Origin of the sequence: Thermanaerosceptrum fracticalcis (assembly GCF_000746025.2) — a bacterium.
Classification (GTDB): Bacteria; Bacillota; Peptococcia; order DRI-13; family DRI-13; genus Thermanaerosceptrum; species Thermanaerosceptrum fracticalcis.
Genome location: NZ_CP045798.1, coordinates 3,270,113 through 3,296,094, shown reverse-complemented (window position 1 = coordinate 3,296,094; position 25,982 = coordinate 3,270,113). Strand labels below are relative to the sequence as shown.

At 41.0% G+C, this 25,982-nt stretch carries 22 protein-coding genes; 2 read left to right on the top strand and 20 right to left on the bottom strand.

Going from position 1 to position 25,982, the window contains the following annotated elements:
* Positions 1–2: 2 nt before the first annotated feature.
* The 15 genes from BR63_RS16770 to BR63_RS16705 all read right to left on the bottom strand — a co-directional run bounded on the left by BR63_RS16770 (position 3) and on the right by BR63_RS16705 (position 16,782).
* Positions 3–341: a helix-turn-helix domain-containing protein gene (locus BR63_RS16770; protein ID WP_034421042.1), complete on the bottom strand. Its 339-nt coding sequence runs from the start codon at positions 339–341 to the stop codon at positions 3–5.
* 70 nt (positions 342–411) lie between these two features.
* Entirely contained in the window at positions 412–726 is a 315-nt protein-coding gene (locus tag BR63_RS19875) for a TOTE conflict system archaeo-eukaryotic primase domain-containing protein (protein ID WP_420825482.1), read from the bottom strand.
* The gene (locus BR63_RS20040) at positions 665–886 is read right to left on the bottom strand and encodes a TOTE conflict system archaeo-eukaryotic primase domain-containing protein (RefSeq protein WP_420825481.1); all 222 of its coding nucleotides are present in this window, start codon (positions 884–886) and stop codon (positions 665–667) included. The genes BR63_RS19875 and BR63_RS20040 overlap by 62 nt, the downstream gene beginning before the upstream one ends.
* A gap of 612 nt (positions 887–1,498) precedes the next feature.
* Complete coding sequence (gene qatD, locus BR63_RS16760; protein WP_034421036.1) at positions 1,499–2,248, bottom strand: Qat anti-phage system TatD family nuclease QatD; 750 nt, start codon at positions 2,246–2,248, stop codon at positions 1,499–1,501.
* A complete protein-coding gene (gene qatC / locus BR63_RS16755; RefSeq protein ID WP_051965536.1) occupies positions 2,241–3,569 on the bottom strand; it encodes a Qat anti-phage system QueC-like protein QatC in 1,329 nt (442 codons plus the stop codon). Before qatC ends, qatD begins: the two co-directional genes overlap by 8 nt.
* Positions 3,566–4,408 (bottom strand): Qat anti-phage system associated protein QatB, encoded by an 843-nt coding sequence (qatB, locus tag BR63_RS16750; RefSeq protein ID WP_153802038.1) that lies wholly within the window; start codon positions 4,406–4,408, stop codon positions 3,566–3,568. The genes qatC and qatB overlap by 4 nt, the downstream gene beginning before the upstream one ends.
* Positions 4,409–4,420: 12 nt before the next feature.
* Positions 4,421–6,391, bottom strand: coding sequence for a KAP family P-loop NTPase fold protein (locus BR63_RS16745; protein ID WP_034421032.1), 1,971 nt, complete (start codon positions 6,389–6,391; stop codon positions 4,421–4,423).
* 33 nt (positions 6,392–6,424) lie between these two features.
* On the bottom strand, positions 6,425–8,182 hold the full coding sequence (locus BR63_RS16740; protein WP_034421030.1) for an ATP-dependent helicase: 1,758 nt from the start codon (positions 8,180–8,182) through the stop codon (positions 6,425–6,427).
* Positions 8,163–10,190: an ATP-dependent nuclease gene (locus tag BR63_RS16735; protein WP_034421028.1), complete on the bottom strand. Its 2,028-nt coding sequence runs from the start codon at positions 10,188–10,190 to the stop codon at positions 8,163–8,165. Before BR63_RS16735 ends, BR63_RS16740 begins: the two co-directional genes overlap by 20 nt.
* A 347-nt stretch (positions 10,191–10,537) precedes the next feature.
* On the bottom strand, positions 10,538–12,172 hold the full coding sequence (locus BR63_RS16730; RefSeq protein WP_034421026.1) for a recombinase family protein: 1,635 nt from the start codon (positions 12,170–12,172) through the stop codon (positions 10,538–10,540).
* On the bottom strand, positions 12,120–13,100 hold the full coding sequence (locus BR63_RS16725; RefSeq protein WP_081908069.1) for a recombinase family protein: 981 nt from the start codon (positions 13,098–13,100) through the stop codon (positions 12,120–12,122). Before BR63_RS16725 ends, BR63_RS16730 begins: the two co-directional genes overlap by 53 nt.
* Positions 13,101–14,696: a recombinase family protein gene (locus BR63_RS16720; protein ID WP_034421024.1), complete on the bottom strand. Its 1,596-nt coding sequence runs from the start codon at positions 14,694–14,696 to the stop codon at positions 13,101–13,103.
* Between the two features lie 83 nt (positions 14,697–14,779).
* Positions 14,780–14,941, bottom strand: a complete 162-nt coding sequence (locus BR63_RS16715; protein WP_187142722.1) for an SHOCT domain-containing protein — start codon at positions 14,939–14,941, stop codon at positions 14,780–14,782.
* 568 nt (positions 14,942–15,509) lie between these two features.
* Entirely contained in the window at positions 15,510–15,914 is a 405-nt protein-coding gene (locus BR63_RS16710) for an RNA polymerase sigma factor (protein WP_034421022.1), read from the bottom strand.
* A 349-nt stretch (positions 15,915–16,263) separates the two neighbouring features.
* Entirely contained in the window at positions 16,264–16,782 is a 519-nt protein-coding gene (locus tag BR63_RS16705) for a hypothetical protein (RefSeq protein ID WP_051965535.1), read from the bottom strand.
* Positions 16,783–16,930: 148 nt separating this feature from the next.
* On the opposite strand from BR63_RS16705, the gene BR63_RS16700 reads away from it, so the two are divergent.
* Positions 16,931–17,377 (top strand): helix-turn-helix domain-containing protein, encoded by a 447-nt coding sequence (locus tag BR63_RS16700; protein WP_034421020.1) that lies wholly within the window; start codon positions 16,931–16,933, stop codon positions 17,375–17,377.
* A gap of 20 nt (positions 17,378–17,397) precedes the next feature.
* Positions 17,398–17,907, top strand: coding sequence for an ImmA/IrrE family metallo-endopeptidase (locus BR63_RS16695; RefSeq protein ID WP_034421018.1), 510 nt, complete (start codon positions 17,398–17,400; stop codon positions 17,905–17,907).
* Between the two features lie 160 nt (positions 17,908–18,067).
* On the opposite strand, the gene BR63_RS16690 is transcribed toward BR63_RS16695, so the two are convergent.
* The 5 genes from BR63_RS16690 to BR63_RS16670 are packed head-to-tail and all read right to left on the bottom strand — an operon-like array spanning position 18,068 to position 25,949.
* Complete coding sequence (locus BR63_RS16690) at positions 18,068–18,712, bottom strand: plasmid pRiA4b ORF-3 family protein (RefSeq protein WP_034421016.1); 645 nt, start codon at positions 18,710–18,712, stop codon at positions 18,068–18,070.
* A gap of 5 nt (positions 18,713–18,717) precedes the next feature.
* Complete coding sequence (locus tag BR63_RS16685) at positions 18,718–19,332, bottom strand: hypothetical protein (RefSeq protein ID WP_051965531.1); 615 nt, start codon at positions 19,330–19,332, stop codon at positions 18,718–18,720.
* 55 nt (positions 19,333–19,387) lie between these two features.
* Positions 19,388–22,594, bottom strand: a complete 3,207-nt coding sequence (locus tag BR63_RS16680) for a DEAD/DEAH box helicase family protein (protein WP_243270013.1) — start codon at positions 22,592–22,594, stop codon at positions 19,388–19,390.
* Positions 22,594–25,728: a site-specific DNA-methyltransferase gene (locus BR63_RS16675; protein ID WP_034421012.1), complete on the bottom strand. Its 3,135-nt coding sequence runs from the start codon at positions 25,726–25,728 to the stop codon at positions 22,594–22,596. The genes BR63_RS16680 and BR63_RS16675 overlap by 1 nt, the downstream gene beginning before the upstream one ends.
* Positions 25,725–25,949 (bottom strand): MerR family transcriptional regulator, encoded by a 225-nt coding sequence (locus tag BR63_RS16670; protein ID WP_034421010.1) that lies wholly within the window; start codon positions 25,947–25,949, stop codon positions 25,725–25,727. Before BR63_RS16670 ends, BR63_RS16675 begins: the two co-directional genes overlap by 4 nt.
* Positions 25,950–25,982: the final 33 nt, after the last annotated feature.

Here is a 25,982-nt window from a genome sequence, read left to right as displayed (position 1 = left end):
ATTTATTCTCCTTTCAACAACCCTTCCATATAACGCAGATTTAAAGCAATTTTATTCATTGTTGCTATTGTCTCCAGGTCCTCAGCGGTAACCGCTTTTGCCCGGAGAGCGATAGCTGCAGGAGAATATTCTGTTTCGTCATTTGTAAAGTATTCAAGGGAGCAACCAAAAAGATTGGCTGCCTTCTCGAGAATATCTACGCTGAATTGACGCTCGTTTTTTTCACATTTGGAAATATAACTCTGGTCTACATTTAAATACTCAGCAAGCTGCCCTTGCGTAAATCCGCATTGTTCTCTTAAAACTTTAAACTTTTTACCTACCAAATCAAAGTTTAGCATTATCTTCGCCTCCTTCTACTTATAGTATATGCAGCTTCTGTCATAAAATCAATTATCTATCTTGCTAAGATTATGACGGGGTGTTCTGGTTCAAAACATTTTTGAACTTCTGCAGGTTGCCGAATTCAGTAGTCAGAAAAGTCCTCCTGAAGCTTTCACCCCGGTCGTTGATAACCTCTGCAGATACTTGCGCTTCCTCCTCAGCCTCAATGATTTCAATGGGCTTAATAATAAAGTTTGAAATGGCATCTATAAAAACACTGTTTTTGTTTCTTCGTGCATTTAATTGTAAAGGTAATGCGATAAGATTCCCAAGACCGCCTTTAGGAAGTGTATCCTGGTTTTTTTGGAAACAAGCGGTCGTATGAAGTAAATTTAATTTCATGTCTTTTGGCCATTGCATGCATAAGAAGTGCTGTACCAAATTTTCTAGCTGATACAGCACTTACCTTGTCATCAAAAAAGAACCATACATGCGCTCCATTCCCTGAACGAGAACGTTCAACTGCAAATGGAATATTTTTTTCTGCACAGATATCTCTCAAAACTGTTATTTACCTCTATTGAGGCTTGAACATCATTTTTTATATACGGTGATGTCAATGGCAATCCAAGCCGTTTCCTATAGTCCTCATTTTCATTTTTTAATCTTTGATTTTCCTCCAGCAGCTTCCGATATTTTTCAAAAAGCTCATTATATTCCATCTTTCCTTACTTCCCAATACCCATTTTTCTTGAACCAATCCGCTCAATTCATAATACCCATAATTTGTTAAAATATAGTTACTACCATTCTATTTGCTTGTCCAAAATTATTCAAGGAAATGTTATTCTAATCAATTTTGATTCTTATTAATTATCTTTTTTATACACTCAAGGGTTACCTTAAATCAGCAAATTCTCAAAGTGCCCCAAACCCTCCATCTATCAGCCTTTTACCCTCTCAAGCCTTACAACCGTCTCCACATGCCTTGAGCGTGTGAAACAGATAAAACTAAAAAGCATTGACCGAATATCCGTCTATGCATAGCTCTTTAATCTCATTAATTATTTGGTATATTTGATGTCTTCGGTTATGCTTTACAACAAATAGATGTCATCAAAAATTCCAAACATAAAATTTATATATTTTTTTAAAGAGTTTACAGGATGCTATATTAAAAATTAACAGCTCTGAAATAGTTTGCATAGACACGAGCCTTTGCTTCCTCCAAATCGCATTTCCAAGCATTAGCGAGAAAATAAATCACATTAATGACCTCAGCAGGAACGGCTGGTACTTTTCCGACACAAACAAAAGGACCGTCAGTCTCAGTGAGTACCAGATTAGGGTCCATATGCTTTATTAGGCTTTGACCTTTGGCCGATCTTACCATGGAAATATTGACTGATATGTACATACCATACTCCATTGCTTTTTTTAGGTCTTTTATTGTTCCGCTAAACCAGTGAAGAATAACTCGTCCCGGATAATCAGGCCCAATCATGGCAATAACATCACTGGCTGCCCGGCGTGAATGAACCGTGAGAATTTTATCTCCTTCTGCTGCACATTGCTTTAAAATCTCTTCGAAGACCTTTCGCTGGAGCTTAATTTCCTGTTCGTTTCCGGTAGTGTAATCCAGGCCTACTTCCCCAATAAAACGGGTTTCCTTCATTAGATTCTCCATGAGTACAAGTTCCTGGCTCCGCGTTCCCACAAGTTGGGGATGTAAACCCAGAGAAGCGTGAATATATTTATAGCAACTCACAAGGTTCTGAGTGGCTTTAAAAACAGAGGGCGTATTCGTAACAGCTATTACCTCAACCCCTGAGGCCTCAATTTCAGTTGCGATCCTAACTGGATTTTCAAACAGGTCCAAATGAAAATGACAGTCTACTAGCCGACCCGTATTCAGGCTATTCATCTTTATTACTCCTCAAAAATTTTGCTATTTCTTTCATCCCACGACAATATACCCCGATGTACTGGGATAATTCATCAGGAGAGATAGGTCCGGAACTGAGTACGTCAAAAACAGCCTTCTCCTCTCCCCGTTGACTAAATCTTTCCAGAGCAATTTCCATTGCCCGTAGGTCTTTCCCTTTATCTGATCTTGAGAGTGGCGGCAGGTGAAAAATGTCATGGTCATAGGCTGCATCCGGCATGCCACTTTCAAAGACTGCTGCCTGGCGGATGATGCAGGGGAAGCAATACCCGCAGTGACCACCAGGCGGTAAGTTCTCAAGGCGACGATTATCCGGGTGGGCGCAGGACATGCTGAGAGGAAGGGTTCTTCTTAACAAATCCTGATTCTTACTTTCCCTAAGCATCTCACCTTTTGTCTTAAACCGGTAATCGAGATTCAGAGGATGAGCTAAATTTAGGGCCTGCAATAATTCCCTAAACAAAGCAATGTAGTATGGATGGGTTGTACGGGTGCTACAACTGCCAAGCCGGGCTGGTGTCAGTGGGACATTGAGTGAGATAAGCCCGTTTTCAGCCACATATAGGGGAATACCCGTACCCAGAGTATCAGCCACTGCAATACCCAGTACAAAAAACAGAAAAGATCTCGTGCGTGTAGTATCTTCGTTGTCTGGGTCCGAATCTATTCTGGGAACTTGCGGAGGAAGAACATAGAACTGGAGTGGCACTACCTGTTCACCATATTCGTCTTTTAAACACTTAAATAGGTCATTCTGGAATTTGGGCGTGCTGCCCCCTCCATGGTGTGACACAAGTGCTACCTTTTTACCTTCCGATAGCAGGTCAATAGCACCAATAAGGGAGTCGAGACCCCCGGAAAATAAAGATACTGCCTCAGGCAGATTTTCAGGCAATTTTTTATAACCTTCCCGTTCTGCTGAAAACTCCCGGAAGTAAAATTGCCAGCGGTCCCCACTAAGAAAGGTCAATAATTCGGTAAGTAACGGCCCTGCCTGCTGCCAAATTGCTAACGAAGTGACAGGGAGATAGATATTAATATCCCTTGTCCACCCATCTGATGCATATCTGCGGGAGATTAATAGATCAGCAGAATAGACAGCAATTGCAGCACGCAAAAGATCGCAAGCAGTATTTCCTGGGACAGAACCAAGAACATCTGCGATTTTATTAAGAACACTTTCCCGAGCCAAAAACGGATCTTCCGGCCTGTCAAAGGAGACGCCTAATACTGGCCCACCTTGGCTTATAGGAGCAAAAATATCACTATTCCCAATTCTGACAACTACATCCCAACTCATTGTTCCACCTCCAAAAAGCCATACGCCTCCTGAAAAACTGTATCAATGATATTACGCCCAGCAGGACCATTCCAGTCAATCGACACCGGGTCTTGTTCTCCGAGTTCAAGCCTTACACGTTCCCTGACATATACCCTGACATCACGTTCTAAACCTACTGCTTGTAATGGTGAAATTGCCTTTGTTTCTATGCTTAAGCCTAGTTCATCAAGCCAGAGGTTATATATGTAGCCAGCAATACTTGCCTCAATGGCATTGGTAATACCATCTTTATCAAGACTTTCCAGGGCTGTTACATCTCCTGTTTTTGCAATATAGTCTTCGTATAGTTTCTCCAAGACGTCATCAGCAGCTTTCCTGGCAGCCGCTTCCTGGAGTGTGGCACCAGCGGGAGCAAGTACATCTATAAGGGCAGCCAATACTTCCGGTGCACTTCTTCCTACCATATGGCCTAGGCCAATCTCATCAAGTGCTGTCCTTATCCCGGCACTTGCCACCGTGGAAAGAAATCCACCCACTTTTAGGGCCACCGATTTACCTGTGCTGGCCGCTTGAGCTGCCGCCCTCCTACCACCTTTGGCCCCGACATAATCTCTGCCCGCCCTGGATAAAGAATTCCTTTCACCAGTACTAGCAAACCGGGACATGGAAGCCTTGGCCATCTGCCATGTCACCGGTGGTGTTGGGAGGGGTGAATTATCTTGTTGATCCCCATTATCAGGGGATTCATTTTCGCCATCATTCGACTCCGCATCGTTGCCTGTATCTGGTGGAAGTGCCCAGGACGGCAAAAGGGGTTGTCTATCAAACGGACCAGGGTTTGAAGTTGAGGTACCCATTACAACATCTCCTTATTCCTTCTTTTTTAAAGCGCTAACTGCTGCCTTTTTTAGCTTGGTATTTGCACTACTATCAGCCCAACGAGTGATTAATTGCCATGCCGCAGGTGCAGTTGGCGTTTCATTACATATATTAACAAGTTTTATGGGCGTAAACATCGGAAGGCTTTCTTCAGGCAGTCCATTTAATATAGTAACTATCTGCCCAAGAAGTTCAGGACGAGCCTCTCCCCAGTCAAAGAGACGTTGAAATGCAGAAGCATCCGCTCCATAATCTTCTTCTTGCCGAACACGGGAACTGATTCCTTCAAGAACCGATGCAGCATCCATTTCACTCAGTTGTGCTGCGTTTTTAAGCGCAGTCCTTCTGACAGCTTCACTTTCATTGAGAATTTTGGCTAATATTTCTTGCGCCTGCCTGCTCATTCTCTGGGCTGAACCAGAGATCGCACCTAACAGGTCCCGTGAGAAAAAGAAATAGGGGCGGAGATCTGTATCTCGAAGCCTGGGCTCAAATTCGATCCATTCTTTTAATACAGGATCGGAAAGCCAGGCTTGCATATCCGTATCCAATTGTTGAGGTGATTTTTCTGGTTCTTTTCCTGTAGCTCCCTTTTCAGTTTCGCTCACACCATGTTTATCTCTTGCCTCATCTCTTGCTTCGACTGAAGGTTGGCAATATTCTTTTTCTGCTTCTAAGAATAATTCAGCATTTTTTAGTTGTTGTGGCCGCCCACCCTGGGCAGCCTGCCAGCGGGCAAGTTGTTTAAAAGATTCCGGCCTGAATCGCTCAAGCAACATCAGTTTTACCAGGACGCGCTGCTCAAGGGTAATTCCACGCAGTCTAGCCATTTCTAAACGGAGAACAAATGTGTTTAGGAATCGCTTGCACTGACGTGGATTCCCATTGAGTCCCCTCGCTAAAAGCGGCGCAATTCGAGCAGAGATGGCCAGGCTCTCCTGTAATTCTTTAGATAGTTCCCCAATCACTCCCTGGGCTTCCTCAATGCCAAAGCTTAGTTCAAGGTCCGTGCCTATACACTCTAAAGCTTTGGTGCGTGTTTTCGTTATTAAGTCACTGTCTAAACCAGAGGCTTCGGTAAAAAGTAGTGAGATATAGGTTTCCATTTCTGCTCTGCCAAGAGGGGGTACCCTTACCGGATATTGAATTAGCTTTTCCAGGTAGTCCTTGCCTACCTCTGATTTGTTGCCCTGAAACTCCGGAAAACGCTGTTTTACAGCGTATTCTACCAGCCTCTCATCCGCTCCGATTATAAAGGCTGTCCGGGGTACAAAGAGAAAAAGCTTAATGGCTTCAAGAGTTTCTATAATTGTGTCAGGCAGGCACCTATCAAGATCATCAATGATAACTACTAGTTTTTCTATGTTACTCTCACTGAGTAAGGACTCAAAATCCTTCCGGAATTCACGTATGCCCCGCCTTAAATTGTGTGCCGTCTCGCTCTCAAACAGCTTGTTTAACTCTTCCTCTTTTACATCACTAATTTTCTCTGAGGCCTTTTCCAGAGCCTGTTTGGCATCAAGGCCTGCAATCAGCCCCACACCTGCTGGACCTCCGGTAAGCAATGCTGTCCCATATTTAACACTGTGGCGCATCACCGTACCTGCCACCCGGAACCAATTTACCCGGCGCAACAAATTCACCGCAAGAGTTTTTACCTTTTTACTTGGTGTTTGATGACTTAAAATCTCATCGATAATTGTACCCATAAGCGCGGACTTTGCGTCATCATATCCCTCAAAGAGCCAGCCATTAAAATCTAGCACTAATGTTCTTTCGTTTTTTTCAAGCTTTTGCCGAACCATTGAAATCAGGCTTGACTTGCCACTACCCCAGTCACCAAAAACGCCAATGGTAGCTGGAAGCAAATGATCTGCGGAAGCCAGATTTGCAACAGCATCAGCAATGTAGGAAAAGCCAAGAAGGTCGATATTTGTTTCATGATCTGGCCATAAATTCATTTCTATCCCCCCGCAATAATTTAAAACTCTTTACTAAATTTGCGTATATATCCATTTATCTAGTGGTAACCTTTTAAACGACTTCTTATTTTTCATTACCGGAAGTGCTACGACAAGAAGCTTTCGTGGTCTTGTCATAGCTACATATGCTATACGAATTAACTCACTATCTAAAGGAGCTGTATCTATCATAGTAGGCGTTAACGTATTGCCTTTTATCCCTTCAATAATTAACATAATTGCATCATAGGTTTCTCCCTTTACTCCATGTACAGAAGATAAGGTAATATCATTTTCGTCCCTTTTTTCAATATAATTACGTAATGGTATTGACTGAAAACCTGGGTTTTTAGTATCCCGTAACTTAATTTTTATTTTATCTTGCAATGATATAGCTGGTATCAGATAAATATCTTCCGCAGACTGAATTATATTAGTAATTGTTGATAACATACTTTTAACCCAGTCTGACAATTTGATGTTTGGATCAGGGAGTGAAACAAGTAGTTTTACTACATGTTTTCTCCAATTTTCGTAAGGCATAATGTTTTCGATAACTTGTCTAATCTCATGTTTTATATCGCCTATGTCACCAATTGTAAGGCTGTACAGCACTTTTTCACAAAGACTAAATGCTTTACGGCGTGAACCCTTATACCATTCGTAAGATGCTTTAGCCAAGGATTCGACCTCTGGGCTCTTCCAAAGCCCATCGATATCAATACCTTTATGGATTTTACCTCTAGTCAAAACTGCTACTTTGCTTGGAGTCCATTCAATTCCGTTTTCTTGGCAGAGTTCCTTAAATTTATTAATAATGTCACTCTTATCAGTTTGATTGCTATAATTCAATAAAATCGGTTTCTGTTGATACAGAGCAAACTCTCCCTCAGCCTTACTTGGTTGCCTTGAAGCCAATGAGTGTGAAAACACTTGTGTTGCATTACATATTAACTGGGAGCTCCTAAAATTGGAAGTCAGCCACATTGTTTTCCAGTTGTCATCCTTCACTTTGGCAATAAAAAATTCCGGAGTAGCATTACGCCATTCATATATTGATTGGTCTGGGTCTCCAACGAGAATAATAGTTTTTACGCCTGCATCAGTTAACAAATCAATAATTTCCATTTGTTCCTTTGATGTATCTTGTGCTTCATCAATCATTACAATAGGGAAGCGCCGTACAATAGCATCTACAATTTGAGGATATTTTTTAAGAAGTCTATATGATAACGCAGTTGCTTCATTCTGTGTAACAAAGCCTTTTTTTATCATTGCCTGTTTAAACGCAACACATGGTTTTTTGGTCGTAATGGAGCAATCGACTTTTTTACCATTTCTCAACAACTTCCCATCTGAAGACCAATGAAATTCAAAAGGATTGGATATACAACCTCGAGCATGGCATTCCTTATTTTTGGTATAAAACCTTATCTCACCATAGTTTTCATGTAATATTACTGGTCTTTTCCTACTTCCTTCTTGCATCAGATACCCAAACCTTAATAGAATAAAACTGTCAATAAAGCTATCTATTGTTCCAATAAAATGAGGGTATTCTATACGATACCCCTCTGGCATCAGTTCTTTAGTTTGTTTATCTATTTCTTGACTTGCAACATTAGTAAACGACAGTACAGCTACACCTCTATGTGCATACTCCCAATTCTCAACGTATTTTAGCAATTTCCTTGCAACGATAAATGTTTTGCCACTTCCGGGGCACGCACAAAGAACAATTTTACCCTCTGCTTCTAAAAAGGCTTCTTGCTCAGGTGTCAATTTCTTCATCAACGGAGTCCTCCTCTTCAGTAACAGCATAGATAGCCTTTTTAATGTACAATGGAACACAAAATTTCTTTTCTACTTCTATGTTTTCTGCTAGTTTTTCAACCTGGTCTCTTATAAATTTTGACAATGCTTGAGCAAAACTACCTTTGCTTTTATTTCTGGTTTGAATAAAGAGCCATATGCATGCAGCCCTTTCTTCATCGGTATTTAAGGATGCAACTCTTTCTGATAGTTTTGGTCCTACCTGTGGGTATGCTTCAATTATAGCGTTAAGAATAAACGGCACATTATTAGGTGATAGTGCCAGTTCGTACTCTAAAGTCTTTTTAGCGGTAAATGGCTGTATATGAGTAGCTTCACATACAGAACATATTTCTGTGCACCTTGATGATGGTTTTCCTATAGAAAGTTTTTTAATTACCTCGTCCAGCTTGTCCGTATCATAGTCGTAATCCTTAGATATATAAGTATCTTTATCCTCTTTATCAGTGCATCTATCGTCATCAGTTATCAGTGCCGTTTTCGCGAACGCACAAACTGAGGAATCCGACTTAGTGAATAGATGTGCAAATGGTTTAAAAGAAACGCCGTCAACATTTACTACCTCGACAGCATATTTATCTAATGGTCGTGATAAGAGTTTCGCCATCTCCGGTAATAGTAAGGCTTCACAAATTCCTTCAACGAATATAATACCTTTTGCAAAAAACATTTGTGATTTAGTTACATCAAGGTAACGTTCAAGATACTCCTTTTCGTTGCCCTTTAAATTAGCTTCAGCTAATGGAGTGCATTGTATCCTATGGTCTTTTTCAAAAAGTAAATTGATTTTATCTATTCCAATACGTGAAACAAGAGTCGGCGAATGTGATGTGTAAAAAACTTGTATGCTGGGCGAAGGTTGCTGCTTATTTTCGAAAAAGCTATGTACTAACTCTTGTAACTGAGGATGAAGATGGGCTTCTGGTTCTTCTACTATAAGAAGATTATAGACTATATTGCCTTTTGAATATCCCATATCCCCTAAGACCGCCGACATAAACAAAATGTTGTTATACCCAAGTCCGTTTTGATATAATTCCAATGAGTGAGATGCTAAATTGGTAAGTGCTTCTTTAGTTTTTGTTTCAATAGGCTCATCTAGCCTCAAAAAACCCTGAATATCAAGGTAAACTCCTTCCACACATTGTTCAATTAATTTCTGATTCCCTTCTTTAGAGCATATCTCAATTATATTTGTGTATATATCATTGTCCTTATCAATAAAAAACCAGCGGGGTTTTAGCCATGTTCTTAAAGATGATGCAATAGATTCAAACCTTGGTTCAATTAAACCTATATCGATTCTTTGCTGCATAACTTCTTGTTCAATCATTGCAAGGTTAGTATTAATAATTTCTCGTGTTTTTGTTATAGCTGTCTTTTTTAGTAATTCTGCATTTGCTTTGATAAGTATATCGATAAGCTCTTGTCGTGCAATATCACTATCTGCCACTGTCCCAAGTAAGTTCGCAAGTTTGCTAGAACGTGAAGGCTTCAATTCACTTTCAGCATCCCTTAAGGCCCCTAAAAATACCACTTCAAGGGCATCAAAAGTTTCTACTGATAATGTGTTACCTTCAACAGGCCCACCCCAAGCCGTATAGCGAATCTTCTCTAAACCATTTTTTCCGGGCACAGTATAATACCGAACATGAAACTCACCCTTGGTTGGATTTTCCGGGTCCCATATTTCAAAAAGATCTTCTGACACTTCATCAAAATATACATCTATTTGTGCAGTCTTCGCAACTTCTCCCTTAGTATTAATATGGAAATCTGATTTATTAAAGTAAATGTCTTTTTTATAAGGGACACTGGAGAAAGCGATTCTAATAGCATCAATCAGGGCTGTTTTTCCGCTATTGTTTTCTCCAATAATAGCATTAACACCCTTTTTGAAAGTGGCAACAATTCCAATATCGTCAAATACTCTAAAATTTCTAATCGCAACTTTACTGATATACATTTATTTCCTCCTTGTACGAGCATCTGCAGGCTTGTCCGCCTCTTTTGGAATTGCCCATGCCCAGCCTAACCGAACCGCCCCCGCCACTCGTCCTTGCTCACATAGGAGCTGAACCCTGCGCTGGGATATTCCCCATTTTTCTGCTGCTTCTTTTGCCGTAATATAGTCCATTCCTTATACCTCGCAGAAATATTTTCCAAATAATATTATATACGAAGAAACGAATGAAAACAATGAATTCTGTGAATTATTTCTATGAAGGAACTAATCGAGCAAGTAATATACATGAATAAAAACAGCCGCCATTCTGCTTTTCACAGTTTGGCGGTTGTCTTTTCCCGGTAATGTTATTTTTCACTCAGCGTCTGCTCCATCTCCAAACCCGACTTGAATTTTATGAGAATCTTATCCTTTGACACGACCTTGATGCTTTGTATAAGCTGCCTGACAAGCTGGTTATCAAATTCTGATAAGTTGCAGTCTGCACTGCTCAGAAACTTCTTCATATCCTCGATTCTTCTCTGGAAGCCGTCTTGCCTGGCTTCCTGTTCGGTATATTGCGTTTTCTTCTTCTGGAGTTCTTTCAATTCGGAGGAGATTTTGGCATAGTGCTCGTCAAAGTCCGTATTATCTGCTCCACATCTTGCATTTTCCTCTACGAAGCTTATCATCTCTTTTTTTAATTCCGTAATCCGTTCCTCTATTCTTGCTATGTCCATCCGTTTAGTCCGGTTGCTCATCACCATCTGAATGTTGGACTGGAGCGTGTCCATAAAATCTCTCTTATCCTGTATAAGCGAGTTAAATGCATCCATAATGGCTCTATGTAAAACTTCTTCATCAATGGTCGGAGACTTTTGACAGTGTTTTTTCCCGTACTCCAGTCTATTTAAGCACCGCCAGACAATTCTTTTCTCGCTGTATGCTGTCCAGGATACCCGCCTGTAAGGCTTGCCGCACTCCCCACATATCAATAATTCGGTGAGTGCATATATTGAGCTGTATTTCCCGCTGTCGGTTTTGGTTCTTTTTTCAGCACTCTTTTTAATGTTAGCCCGGCGTGCTTTTTCTTCTTGTATCCGGTGAAACAAGTCTTTGGAAATGATAGGCTGATGGCTGTCCTCCACATAATACTGCGGAACAATTCCATTGTTTTTAACTCTTTTCTTTGTGAGATAGTCTACGGTGTAGCTTTTTTGCAACAAGGCATCTCCCATATACTTCTCATTGGAGAGCATGTTGTTAATGGTAGTTGTAGACCATTGGTTTTTTCCGGTAACGGTTTTAATGCCGTTTTCCTCCAGGTACTTTTTGATTTGGGTGATGCTTAGTCCCTCTAAATACAGCCTGAAAATCAGCCTTACTATTTCTGCTTCCTCCGGCACTATCACCAATTCACCGGCCTCATTTTTCGTATATCCCAAAAACTTGTTGTGATTGACCATAACCTGTCCTTTCTCAAACCGGCGGACCACACCCCACCTTGTGTTGGTGCTTAAGGAGCGGCTTTCTTCCTGGGCCAGGCTTCCTAGGATGGTGATGAGAAATTCTCCGGTGCTGTCCAAGGTGTTGACGTTTTCTTTCTCAAAGAACACACCGATGTTTTTTTCTTTCAGTTTCCGTATGTATTGAATACAGTCAAGGGTATTCCTTGCAAAACGGCTGATGGATTTTGTCAGCACTAGGTCGATCTTGCCTGCCATGCAGTCTTCAATCAGTTTATTGAAACCTGTCCTGTTTTTTGTGCTGGTGCCGGATATGCCCTCATCGGCATAGATGCCTGCAAACTTCCAGCCTGGGTTTTTCATAATTTCCATCGTGTAATAATCCACCTGCGCTTGGTAGCTGGACTGCTGTTCCTCCAGCTCCGTGCTGACCCGGCAGTAGGCAGCCACTCTCAGCTTTTTTATCTTTGCTTTTTCCTTGAAATCATAAATCGGATTTGCTGGGATTACCGATACTGTTCTTTGTCCCATCGCCATGGGCTTTTCCTCCTTTTCCCCGTAGTGTATATGAAGTGCTCAGCACCACTCCGTTGATCAGTTCAAACCGGAGCTGCCCGGTGATTTCCACCGTAATGCTTTTGATGGTTGCTTTGAATAAAGCCTCATCAAATGCTTTAACAGGCTTAACGCTCTCAAGCGCCGTTTTCAATTTCCTGGTTTTGTATTCAAAGTCATCCACCTGGGAGATTCGATATTGTTCTGCAGCTCTTCTAAATAGCAGCTGTGCCATTTCCGACGGTTCCAAGCCGCTTTGACCGAATCCGTTGGATATTTGCAATTTTATCTTTTTTAATTCAACACTCTCAGCAACAGCATTAACTGCCGGACGCTTTTCTATCATTTCAGGGCTCTCCATTACCCGGTTGATAATCTGCATAAAGGCAGCTTCAAGCTGCTTGTCATCAACCACGCCGCTTTTGCAGCACACCCTGTTGTCAACGATATACCGTTTGCATTTCCAGTTGCATTTCTTGTTCCTGTCATGATGTTCGGTGTACCTTTTGAAAACACTTCCGCATTCCCCGCATATCAACCTGCCGCTGAAGGGATAAGTGCTGGCCACACCGTTGGCAAAGTAATTGACATTTCTGCCAAGCCGGGCGTTCTTTTCTTCCCTGATCTTATTTGCAGTATTGAACACTTCCTCCGGGATAATGGCAGGATAGAAGTCACTTCCTATATATTTGCAGTTGCTCAAAATTTTTCCGATGGAACCGTGATTCCAGGAGCGCTTTCCGTTGGCATTGGGAACCTTCATTTCCGTCAGGGCCTTTGCCATCTGGTTTAAAGATATTCCCGATATAAAATCATTGAACATTTTCCTAATCAGGTCTGCTTTTTCCGGTTCGATGGCTACAGCTCCGTCTATGATTTTATAGCCGAAGGGCATATGTCTTTGTGCCATTCAGACCACTTCCTCTCCGATGATTTCCGGAAGCTCCAGTCCGTTGATCAGGCGGAAGGCGATTTCAAGTTTGGATCTTACGATGATCTTTTCTACCATCAGAGAAAAAATGTTTTCATCAAAGCTCTCCATCAGGTCATCCTGCTTTTTAAGAAAAGCGATTAGTTCCTCCGTCCTGGCGGCCTCGTCATTAAATGCGTTGTATTCGAACAGCTTGCTTCGCTGCTTTTTGGCTTCATGGAGCTGCTTGGTAATCAGATTGCTTTGCTCTATAAAAAGAACAGAGTCAAGATATCCTTTCGACCTCAGTCTACTCAGTACATGACTCTGTTCCGTAAGTTCCGTTATTCTTTTGTTGATTTCTTTAACCTGGGATTCATGTTCCCTGCCGCAGTGAAGCTTTTTCAAATCCTCGGCCAGGGGGGTTAATATTTTGTCATGATTGCTTTTCAGCTTATTATATAGATTGATGAATGCAGCTTTGATGTGATTGTCCTTGACAGCTGTCATGCTGCATTCCGCCCGATTCATGATATGCTTGGTGCAGCACCACTGCACTGTTTCATAAGGTTTGCCCTTGAATATGATTTGCCTTTTGAAAGTGCTTCCGCATTCACCGCATTGGATTTTGCTGCTGAAGGGATAACGCTGGTTATATTTTCGCGTGTCGGTATCCACCATGGCTTTTTCAATTTTTCGCTGTTCCATGATCTCCCTGACCCGTTCAGCCTGCTCTATAGCAATAATGGGTTCATGGTCATTGGCGATATAATAACTCTGTTTTTGTCCCCGGTTCCGCTTTCGTTTAAAAGGCAATGTGTCGGTAGTAAAGGTTTTCTGAAGGAGCATGTCGCCGTAATATTTTTCATTGGTCAGGATTTCCTTCACCACATTTTCTCCCCAGGCTTCCGCCCCTTTTCTTGTTGGGATTCCTTCTTCCGTAAGCTCCTTTGCGATGATATATGTTCCTTTCCCGTTCAAGTAATCGGTATAAATCCTTCGGACAATAGCGGCTTCTTCTTCATTGATGACGATTCCTCCGTCCTTACCCTTCATATAACCGTAGGGAAGGTAGGACGGCTTCCATTCGCCTTTCATAAACCTTTTTTGTATCGCCCACCGGCTGTTTTTGGATGTGGAAATGGATTCCTCCTGGGCAATGGAGCTTAAAACCGTCATCAGAAGCTCGCTTTCAGCGGACAGGGTGTTGATGTTTTCTTTCTCGAAAAAAACGGCAATCCCCAGCGTTTTCAGCTTTCTCACCGTCTCAATGCAGTCGGCGGTGTTTCTTGCAAACCTGGATATAGACTTGGTGATGACCATGTCCACCTTTTTGGCCTCGCAGTCGGCAATGAGCCTTAGAAACTCATCCCGCTTGTCCTTGGCGGTGCCACTGATGCCTTCGTCCGCATAAATTCCGGCAAAAGTCCAAGCATCGTTGTTTTCTATCAGCCGGGTGTAGTACTCCACCTGTGCTGAAAAGGATTGCAGCTGCCCTGTATGGTCTGAGCTGACCCGGCAGTAGGCACACACCCGCAGTTTCGGAGCTTCTGCTTCCATACGATGGATGGGCTTGATGACTCTTACCTTTGCCATACGCTTCCTCCTTTCACTTTTCAGTACATGATGCTTTATCAGCAACACACAGTACCACACAAATCCAGCCATATCAAGTGTTTTTACACATATACCTCCGCCAGAGTTGGAGTGAATGAATTCCGATTTAATCTGTCAATTTCTTTCAATTCAGAAAGAGTAATAAGCCCTTTTTCAAGCAGGCTGTTCAGCAGCGAAAGCGCTATTTTGTACTTGATTTCATTAGTTATTTGAGTCTGTGACATGGTCTTTTATCCCCCTTTACATTTTGCTTTAATACCACAAGGATGCAGCGGATTTGAGTTCCGCTGCATAGTTTCTGATATCAAAGCGGTTAAGCTTGTTATCAATCTTCATCCTGTGCTCTATTTGCCGCTGCTTCCCAAGCACCGGGGCAACAGCTCAAACTATCTGTGGTCAGCAGATATCACAGGAATTCCACCTCCCCGAGAACCTCCGGGCTGCACTCTGGGACTCAACCTCGACTATGCAGGAGTATCATTGTAGGCTGTTCAGGTCCTGGCGAAACAATCCACCACAGATTGTTTTATGGTCAAACATTTATCGCTCATAGCCTTTGATGCCATCGTTTTGACGGGCAAAAATGTCCGCAGGCTGTCTTGGCGTGTTTACCAATGTCGCTTTCCGTTTCAGCAGCTGAACAGCTAACGTATTTGAGCTGTTGGATATGGGGCCGGTTATAAGACTCGCAAGCGAGCCTTTGCCGGCAATTTTTCAAAGAGCAATAAGGGATAAAAAAATACCCCTTCACTTTTTAAGCCGAAAAAATGAAGGGGTGGACGAAAAAAATTTTTATTTTTCAATAATTTTTTTAAGTTTGCTGATAATGCTGTTTTTGCGAGACTGCAAAGTTGTTCTTGGCAGCTTCATAGAATCTGCAAGCTCTCTTTCGCTTTTGCCATTAAAGAACAGTTCATTAATTATTAACCGCTCATACTCTGTCAATTCTTCAAGCGCCAGCATTAATTTCTCAAGCATGATTTTTTCAATAATAACGTCTTCAACAAGAAGTTGGGGATCACACATTTTCTGCTCGATAGGATAGTCCAGTTCGACTAGCTGGTCATAAGAAAGATTGTTCTTTATGCTGATTTCCTCCATGTACCTTTCACGTCTTCTCATCTTGTAATAAGCAGTATATATTTCCTTGCTTACAGTAACAATTTCATTTTTCACTCTAATTTTGTATTCTTTCATCTTTCCTTCCCTCCGTTTTGCTTTGTTTGCGGGTCTTAGCAAAACAGAGGAAATCAAGGATACCGGATGTAGTACCAAAACAAACGCTTCACGGATGTCCCCTTTCCGGCAGCAAAAAAGGGCCGCACGATTTTTCGTGCGACCCTTTTTTTGCTGCCTATGTGCAATTTGGGGATGAGTTTCGAGGCATAAAAAAACCCTCGATTCATGGCTATATAAGCCTGAAATCGAGGGCTTTAAAGTATGCAGCTACCCATCATAATTATCGTAACACCCTGGCAGTTCGTATTCAGTACTTGTTATGTAGGTATTTTGTCCTTTATCAATTCGTATTTAGTTCACATTCCGTTTACCATATATCCCTTAGAGCAGGTATCACATATCCCCATATGGCAAGGCCCATTAAATTTATAGCTTCTTTTTTTCTTTTATAAAAGGTTGTCCTCTCACAATTGAGAGATTCGATAATTTCCTTTTCCGAATACCTGTATTTTACAATGTACTGCTTGTAAAGGATATTGAAATACAAATCCCCATAATCAGGATAATTCTTTATTTTTAACAATGCCTTGTCCACAATTTCAATAAGCCACTTGCTTTTCAATAATGAGCACAGCTTTTCTTCAAGGTCTTTCTTATTGATATTGGGATCATAATCATCCAGGTAATCCAAGGCTTCAGCCAGACGATTGCCTCCCATGGCATAATACTCTGCTTCAATCTCGCATACCCTGTCTTCAATACACCAAACTACATCCCGGTATATTTTCAGCAACAATTTTGTTTTATGATATACCCGCTCTTCATCAATGTGCATGGAAGCTAATCCTCGTTTCAACACAGCTAACGCCATTTTTTCAGAACTCATCTGTTTTCACCTCTTTTTAAAATTATTGACATATTTTTCGTTCTCTTGTATTATAATATGTGAACAATATTTTTGTCAATAAATTTGTTCTCTCCATGAATAATTAGTGAACAATATAGCCAAAATATTACCGGAGGTGTTTTATCAAATGCAGTTTGGCGAAAAAATTAGATTATTACGTAAAAGGGCAGGCATTTCCCAGAAGGATTTTGCAGAGCAGCTTGGAATTACAAGACGGGCATTGGTTTATTATGAAAACGGACAGCGTTTTCCAAGGGAAGCAGAGCTAATTGATAAAATCGCCGGTTTCTTTAACGTATCTTCAGATTTTCTCACAGACGACAGCGAAAGCATTGCAATGACCAAGGAAGAAATATTTCTTGAGGAAGCTAAAGCAGAAGATAAGTTGAGGGGAAAAAGCGAAGCAAAAAAATTCATTGAAACTACAAAATGTTTATTTGCCGGCGGAGAATTATCAGAAGAAGATAAAGATGCGCTTTTTGAGGTATTAACCGAAATATACTTCGACTCAAAGAAAAAAGCCAAAAAATATGGTGTCCGTAAAAATAAAGGCAGCAAAAATACACTAACCTGATTAGCTGCGGGGTGAAAAGTATGGAATTTATTTTGAGAGAAGCCGAGAGGTTGATCCAAAAGCATAAAACCCGAAACCCCTTTGAGATTGCCGATTGTCTTAATATTAATGTTCTCTACAGACCGCTCGGCAAGCTTAAAGGGATTTACATATACACAAGGCGGAGCCGATATATCTGCATTAACAATGAATTGGACAGTCCTGCCAGACGATTAGTATGTGCTCACGAAATCGGCCATGACCGCTTCCACAGGCACTTGGCTATAATGAACCCCCAGGCCCAGGAGCTTATCAGCTATGATATGTCTTCAAAGCCTGAAAGGGAAGCAAATGTTTTCGCTGCTGAAATCCTCTTGTCTGATGATGAGGTTATAAAACTAATAAATGACGCGGAAATGAATTTTTTCAGAGCCGCAAGGGAACTTTATGTACCACCGGAATTAATGGATTTCAAATTTCAGATATTGAAAAACAGGGGCTACAGACTTGAAGCTCCATTAAATGCGACAGGAGATTTCCTGAAAAAGTAGCACCCCGAACATCATATATTTTAAGATGTGCGGGGTGTTTTTGCTTGTTTTTAATATTTCAGTTTAAATTCCTTATTTCTAAATTTTAAGCACAGTAAAAAATCATTTCATTGCTAATCCTTTATTTATTACTTCCTGAATGATCTTATAGCATCCCCAATTATTTTACTTTTTTGATTTTCAAGCATGTCTTGAGCAAATCACTCCTAAAGTCAATGTCAAATTCCCTGTAATGCTGGCTTTCTCCCCATTGCCTCATTGATTCATGTTCCGGGTGCTTAGGGTCATTCCATGCTTCAAGGAATTCTTTATAACCGCCAAGGCCACCTACATCTTCCGGCGGACAAGCGCCCTCGCCCGCAAGTATTGTAGGGTAACCAAACTCATAATCTTCTATGGTTTTTTCCAGTTCAATTTTATGTCTCCAGTAGTCGCCAAAGTCGTAAATGTACTCAAAGGTCTTATACTTTTCCAGATACTTGTCAATTTTGATCGTTTGAGGCTGTCTAACGTTTGTTTCAATTATCCCGACTATAATGCCATGAGAGTCTTCCTTTTTTGTTGGCTTTTTGCTTTTGTACTTAGAAGAATAAAATTTGAATTCCTCATAGGATTCTTCGTCATTTGTAATTCTGAGTTTCTCCTGCGGGAACTCAAATTCATAAAGATGATAATCCCGCCAACCCATTGAAAATTGTATTGTGTCATGCAGGCGTCTGAAGGTAACATCCGCCGGGATAACTACCCTTCTCCATATTAGCGGTTCGGAATTAATCAATTCGATTTTTATTTGATAGGCTTTCATAAGCTTCACCTGAATTCTTTTCCGGTTATTTTTTTAATAATTTTGCAAAACTGTTTCCATTCTTCCGGAAACTTATTGCTACCATATTTTCTGACGGTTCTCTCGTCAGTAATTATTTCAATGCTCCATTGGGTCCCGTCACAGACTCCGGGTTCTATGTACTTACCTTTCCAATTCAGCAGGTTAATCTCTTTTAAACACTTAATGAATTCTTCTGCTGTTTTTGTTCGAATGGATCTTGTACTGGCTTCTTCAGAACCGCCCTCGTTGAACAGCCATGTAGTTTTAAGATTTGTCAAATCAATAGTTACACGATAATAACCACCGAAGTAACCACCCACTGATGCTTTAAGCCCTTTGATCTGACCGTATGCGATGTCAAGCACCTGCTCCCGGTTCCACTCATTGTTACAATCCTTGCAGTGGTATTCAGGACTGCCCTCTATAATGCAACAACCACCCAATTTTACCTTTCCGGCTTCGGCTTCCTGGAAAAGCTTAAAACTTGGCATGCCATATACAATTTTAACCGAATTCTTAGACCCGCATTTAGGGCACTTTTTATAATTAACAGCCACTTTTCCGCACCTCTTTGCTACGATAAACTCATCACGCTCCACATTACAAACCTCGTTTAGCTCATTTAGCCCCATGCCTCTCCATGCTCGCCGGTTCTTAGCATTCCAGACATATCTTGCTCATCATCTTCTCTATACAATCATCATCCTCCAGAAAAAGCACATTTCTGCTTTCAAACTCAGGTCTCCTAACTCCAAAATGAGCGCTGGCATCTGCAGCCGGTGTGCCGGAAATGATGAAGGAATTCAAAATTATCTGTTTTTCTGTACAGGATGGCTGCAACTGGGCTTCCTTTTCCTTGATGGTTTTATAAAATTGGATTTTAGGATTATTAATATTCTTTTCCAGCATCATAATGCCTTTTGGGTCAATAAAGGTAATATACTGCTTGTCATCTTCGGCAATCCACATAATAAAGTCCGGATAAAAATTGCCTGCTTCAAAAAAGCCAATACCAACCTTACTCTTGTTGCGGAGCAGGTACAGCCTCTTTTCTATAAAAGCAGATGGATTTTCATCACAATATTTCTTAAGTCTGTCAATAAACAGCTTTTCATCGCTGTTTAAGCTTACAGGCGAAACCTCAATACGGATTCCTTTATCTATAGAGATAAGAGGAGTGTAAATGTGGTTGTAAAAATCAAAATAGCGGAAATTCAAATGCTTATCCTCGTACTTGCCCAAACGCCTGTTTTTTTCCAAAGCATCCTTTATTCCCTCTATCAGCTCCGCAAATTCGTCAAATTTCTCTTTGTTAAAAAGAGTAATATTATACTCGTCGATAAAATTCTTATCACTGGATTTTAAGTCTCCGTAAACCAGGTGTGGCGCTTCCCACTCTGCCTTATGATATTTAAAAAATCTGTCCAGATAGTTTTTCAGAAGCATCACACATATATCATTGATTCTTCCAATTTTATCAAAACTGTCGGTTTCCATCAGTGCTTTGGGAACAAACAAAGTGTACCAGCCTTTTTGTTTGAGTATTTCCGGCAATAATGACTTTTCGATACTGATATTGTAATAAGCCTTTTGGTTTTTGTATTGCAGCAGTTCGGCATAAAGCTTATCCACATCTAAAAATGCGATATGATGTGGCTCCAATACAGCCTCGTCCTTTTGATATTTTACATCTTCACTCCTGGTAGAGGTAAGGCTTTGGACGGTAGCATTATAATCAATCTTGATTTTATTTTTGACCAGGTTGTCCATAAACCCGTCCGAAGGTGTGGTAAGGATCAGCCGTTTCGATTGTTTTTTGAAATTGATACCGTCCTTGACCTTAATCACCTTCAGTTTATCCTTCACATCATGAAAACGGCTTACTACAGGGAGCCTGAACTCTCTGATGGAGTCATTCAGATCCATATCTTCCTTTTCAAGATATTCTTTGAATTGTGCCATATAATCGGCTTTTACGCCAAATATAGTTAAGGTTTCTATTTTGTTAATATACCTTGGCACTTCAACATGGTAGTCCAGTTTGGAACTGCGCTTGAGACAGTTTCCGTAACCTTTAAGCCTTACCCCCCTGCCAAAAAGCTGAATGGCCTGAGACCCTTCGCCTTTAGCAAAGTTAATCAGCCCCATGGTGGAAACCCGCCAGCTGTTCCACCCTTCTGTAAACTTTTTAGAGCCTATAAGTATATTAATCCTGGAATTTTTATCATTTATTTTTTTAAACAGAGACTCATTCTCAAACTGGTTTTCATCGGTAACAATCCCGGTCTTTCCTTTTTCAATATTCTTAATCAGCTCGCTGTCGCCGCCAGCACCAACGTTGATGACCCCGAAAAACTCATTGTCGCTGCCAATCCGTAAACCGATTTCTCCACCCAACTGCTTTAGATTTACCAAGTGTAACCTGCCTGGGGAAGTTGTCTCAAAAACGATTTTTAACACATCGTCATAAACAGAGTCAGCATCTCGCTTAAACAGATTTTGCAGATAGGAAAAATCGCCATAAAACAGCTCCTGTCCTCTTTCATCAAGGAGTCCGGTATTGTCATCCAGCAGCATTTTGATCCGGCTTACGGTCTTTTCTTTATTCGCTGTAAAGCCGTTAATAAAGGCCAGGACTTCCTGCACGTCGGTTAATTCGTCCTTGCTGACGGTTTTATTGACGCTGTTACCCACAAATACCAAGAGCGGCTTTTCAATATTGAAGGGGACAAAAGCCCCTCTATCACTCTGATAAATTTTCATTTGCTGATAAAAACTGAGTAAACAACCCGTTAAATACATCTCCTGCTGTTCTCTGGAAAGACTCTCTTTCAGGTTGTAAATACGGTATTCTTTGCCATAGCCGTCGTTATAGAAGTACTTATAGGAATAGTCAAATATAATGGCCTTGCCGTACTGATGAGCAAGAGCCTCAGCCTCTGACTTTGTTTTTTCCTCCTTGATAGCCTGCTTAAAAGTCGCTGAATACTCAAAGGAAAACCCGTTCTCCGACAACCGGCTGCGAAAATCGTACCACACATTTCCGGAGAGTCCTTTGTGCCCTTCATCAACCAGGACAAGGTTGTTCTGCTCGAAACTGTCCACAGAAACTGTCTTCACCTTCCCCTGCTCTTCCAGCTTGTTAATGTCGATAACCAGCACTTCATCTTTTTCCTGCAGGGTATCCTTTTCAAAGAGGCGGCAGCGGATGCCGGAAAGCTTCATTTCCTCAATGTGCTGGTGCGATAAACCTTCATTGGGCGTAAGAAGAATGATTTTATTTAGCGCCAAGCTTTTGTTATATTCCTGCGCCCTCTTAAAGTAATGTTGGAATTGCAGGATATTAACATGCATAATTAACGTCTTGCCGCTACCTGTAGCGCACATAAAGGCCAGCTTGTTCAAGCTGTCCGATGTATAATCTGAAATTGTTTCTCCATCGCTTTTAGTATTGAATTCATGCAGGAAATTATTTAAGTCAGCAACAAAGTTCTCCCTGTCCAGGAAGTACCTGTCAAGATACATCTCGGTAAAAAGGAGAGCAAGATACTGGAAATATTTTAGGGTAAGCCCGCCACGACCCTCTCCGATATGCTGGACATAACGGAAGATGTTTTCATCATATTCCTTCAGCTTGTCCTTATTTAAAAAGCCCAGCTTAACATACTTGCGTACTATAAATTCATGGAAATAGGAGGTGTTCTCTTCATTATACCCTTCCAGATCAGCAGACCTCATGTCTTCCGCCAGTTCCCTGAAATCTCTTTTGCCAAAGAGGGAAAGGAAGTACTTATTGAGCACCAGGCAATCATTGAGATTGATGGCTTTATTTGCTTTCTTGGTCTTCTTTGCCCCCATCATCACACCTCCTCGAACATTCTCTTCTTAAATTCAAGCTCGATTAAATGAACCTTCCACTGCTGGTTGTCCTTGCGGAGGTTTTCTAAATTGTTGTCTCCATTGACATAGATAACATCAAAGTCCTTACCTTTAGCTCCAGCGCAATATTTAATGAAGTAGCTGTCTAAAGCTGCGTTGTCAGCTGCCAGATCATCGGTAAGGCTGCGCCAGATAACAAGAGCTTTATCCCCATTAGGCATAATGCCTTCCACTGTTTTAAAGGTATATTTCCCTTCCTTGTCTTCTGTGAGCATTACTGCATTTTCATATTCACCCTTAGGATCAGGGACGGCATTAAAGCGGGCAGCAGCTTTTTGTCTCGTAACAGTAAGGCCAAGGAGGTAATTAAAGGTTTCCACCAGGTCAATGGTTGTTTCTTTTGTCTCATTATTTTCAGCAATTTTCATTTTATAGGCAAAAGGCTCCTTAAAGCGGTCAAGGCTTAAGAGGCTGCCCCTGCTTTCAATGTCCAGCATATAGGATACAAGGTACTCGTTAAAGAATTTTGCATCCATCCTCAGCTGCTTTTCCTGCTCAGGCGTGCGGCTAAGCTCGATATTATTCAATGTATCCTCATAGCTTTCCAGACGAATGTATTTAAAAATCTGTGAAACACCGGTATTTCTGTTTTGTGGCTTGCCGTCCTTCCAATCTTTAGCGTAGACAACCTTTTTAATCCTCGGCTTGGTAACTGTGTTGAAATAATTGCCCATTTCCACAAGGATATATTTACGGTTGCCTCCGTCTTCGCGGTTGAGGTCTATCACAGCATGACCTGTTGTGCCGGAGCCGGCGAAGTAATCGAGAATAGTATCGTTTGAGTTAGAAACAGCATATATACAGTCTCGTACAGTAAATATTGATTTTGGGTAATCAAATAACTTATTACCCAAGCCTAAGGAACTAAGTACTTTTGTACCATAATCTCCAGCATTATAGAGCGGCGAATACCACATAGTCTTGAATTGTTCAGTTGCTTTTGCAAATTTAATCTGCAAATTCCCCTTTCTTGACGTATCAACTTTTAAATATTTTTTAATCTGTTCTACTGTTTGTCTAGCATATCGCCATTTTCTTTCTATCCCCTCATCATCAATAGGATAAATTTCAATTATTCCATCATCACGCAAAACATTTGAAGATGTGGGATGAAAATCGTCTTCGCAAACATTGCCAAATCCAATGATTTGATTATCTTTTACATAAATAGGGTAAAAACAATTAGCAGCATCTTCTCTTAATGATTCACCGCCCCAGTTTCTTAAATTCGAATATTCCCACTCATTTTCAGGGATTTCAACCCTGTTTAATTCTTTTAGGGTCTCAGGCATTACAAATATTGCATATTCATTTGAAAATGAGAAATGATCACCTTGTGTCCCTTTTTTGTTATGCTCAACTGATACAGATACAATATCATAATTGGGATAAAGCTGTTTTAATAATGCAAATAATCCATTATGCTCATATTTATCAATAGCTACAATAATAGAACCGTCGCCGGAAGATAATTTTCGACTTATATTTAACCTGTTTTCCATTAAAGATAACCATGATGAATGCTTAAAATTGTTTTTATATACAATCTCACTAGAAGGTGAATTATACGGTGGGTCAATATAAATACACTTTATCTTTTCTCTATACTTCTCCTTCAGCAAATTCAATGCCTGAAAATTTTCACTGTGAATTAAGAGGCCGTTTGTCTCCTCATCTAAATTGTCAATGCTCGCAACCAGCCTCTCCTTGAATTCTGTTGTAAAATGCTTTGTATCCAGCACAAGGTTTTTATTCTGTTTTAAAAAATCTACGGTCAGCGGATTGGAATAAGCCTCTGTCATCAAGTCCCCGGCAATCTCATCGATGGCATACAGTTCCACCCATTCCTGCCGTTGAGCATCATTTGCAGCTATTTCGGGATAGAAGCTCTCATCAATCTTATCAAGGGTGATACACCAGTTTGTTTCAACCACAAACTTTTTCTTGAGCCACAGCTTTTTCTGAAAGTCCTCTATTTGCGCCAAAAAGTCAATAATGGTGCGGCCTACCTTTTTAATGGCCTTCACCTTGGCCAGGTAGGCATTTACTTTCACTTCATTGTCGGTGTCCAGGTCGTCCAGGTGCATTATCTCGGCTTTTATGTAAAAATCCAGTTCCCTGTTCAAGAAACCGCGCAAATCTTTGTGAATAAAATAATCGAAGGTGTTCTTGGCAACATAGGTTTCCAGGTGCTTTTCCAGAATTGTGCGGGTCTTATTTTTATCTGTTGGAGCAGGCATGTTTATGGCCCAGACAAAGCGCTTTAAGTCGGCATTTTCTGAAACGGCGCCTTTAATTTTATCAACGGCGGATTTATTTAATTTAGAATTATCTTTCAGCTTGTTTACGCTATCCTGCTCACTTGCAGGAACACGATATTCAAATTTTATTGTAAGCTCATTACCCTCCGCTTCCAGGAAGTTTTCATCCAGCAGAATAAATTCGCGCTTTTTGTCATCACTTTCTTTGTTGTTATTTTGCTCGGTATTGGCGTCAACCAGCTTAAAATGAATCGTATACTTTTCTCCATGTACATCCACCTTAAAGGAATAATCCCTGAAGTTTTCACTGGTTTTGATATAGTATTGGTCATGGTTGGCCCAGTAAAGTTTGACTTCTTCCCCCTCATAGGGAATAGCATAAACACCTTCTTTGTAGCGGCGTTTGCTGATGAAATCTCCCTCATCATAGTAACGGCTGAAAAAGTTATATAAAGCTGAATAAACATCACTTTCCAGCTCGGCAACTCCTGTACCGGAGGCAAGCAACGCCTTATATTCGGCATATTCTTCCCTTAGCTTGCTGTCCTCTACCTTAACCCCTACGCTTTCACACTGCTTCTCAATTTCTTCAATACGCTTTCTTACCTGGCTGTTGTCGGTAGCATATTTCGATAGTATGGAATTAACTTCACTGGCAAGAGTATTTTCAATGAAGTTATTGATCTCATTTTTTCGGATATTCATGATGCGGTATATGCCAAAGTCAAGATCTGATTTCTCCAACTCAAACATGTCCCTTAAAAGTTTGGTAAAGCGTTGCAGTTTTTCGCTCATTGCCTAACCCCTCCTGTCCTAGCATCTATCTTCTTTTCATTAGTCCTGGTTTCTTCTCTTTTAAACCTTGCATCTGCTGGTTTTGGGGCATCTTTAGGAATTGCCCATACCCAGCCAAGGCGCTTGGCTCCATCAACTCTGCCCTGTTCACACAGAACCTGCACCCGCCGTTGGGATATGCCCCATTTTTCAGCAGCTTCTTTCGCAGTAATATATTCCATTTCTCATCCCTCATCGAAATGTAGTTTTCTAGG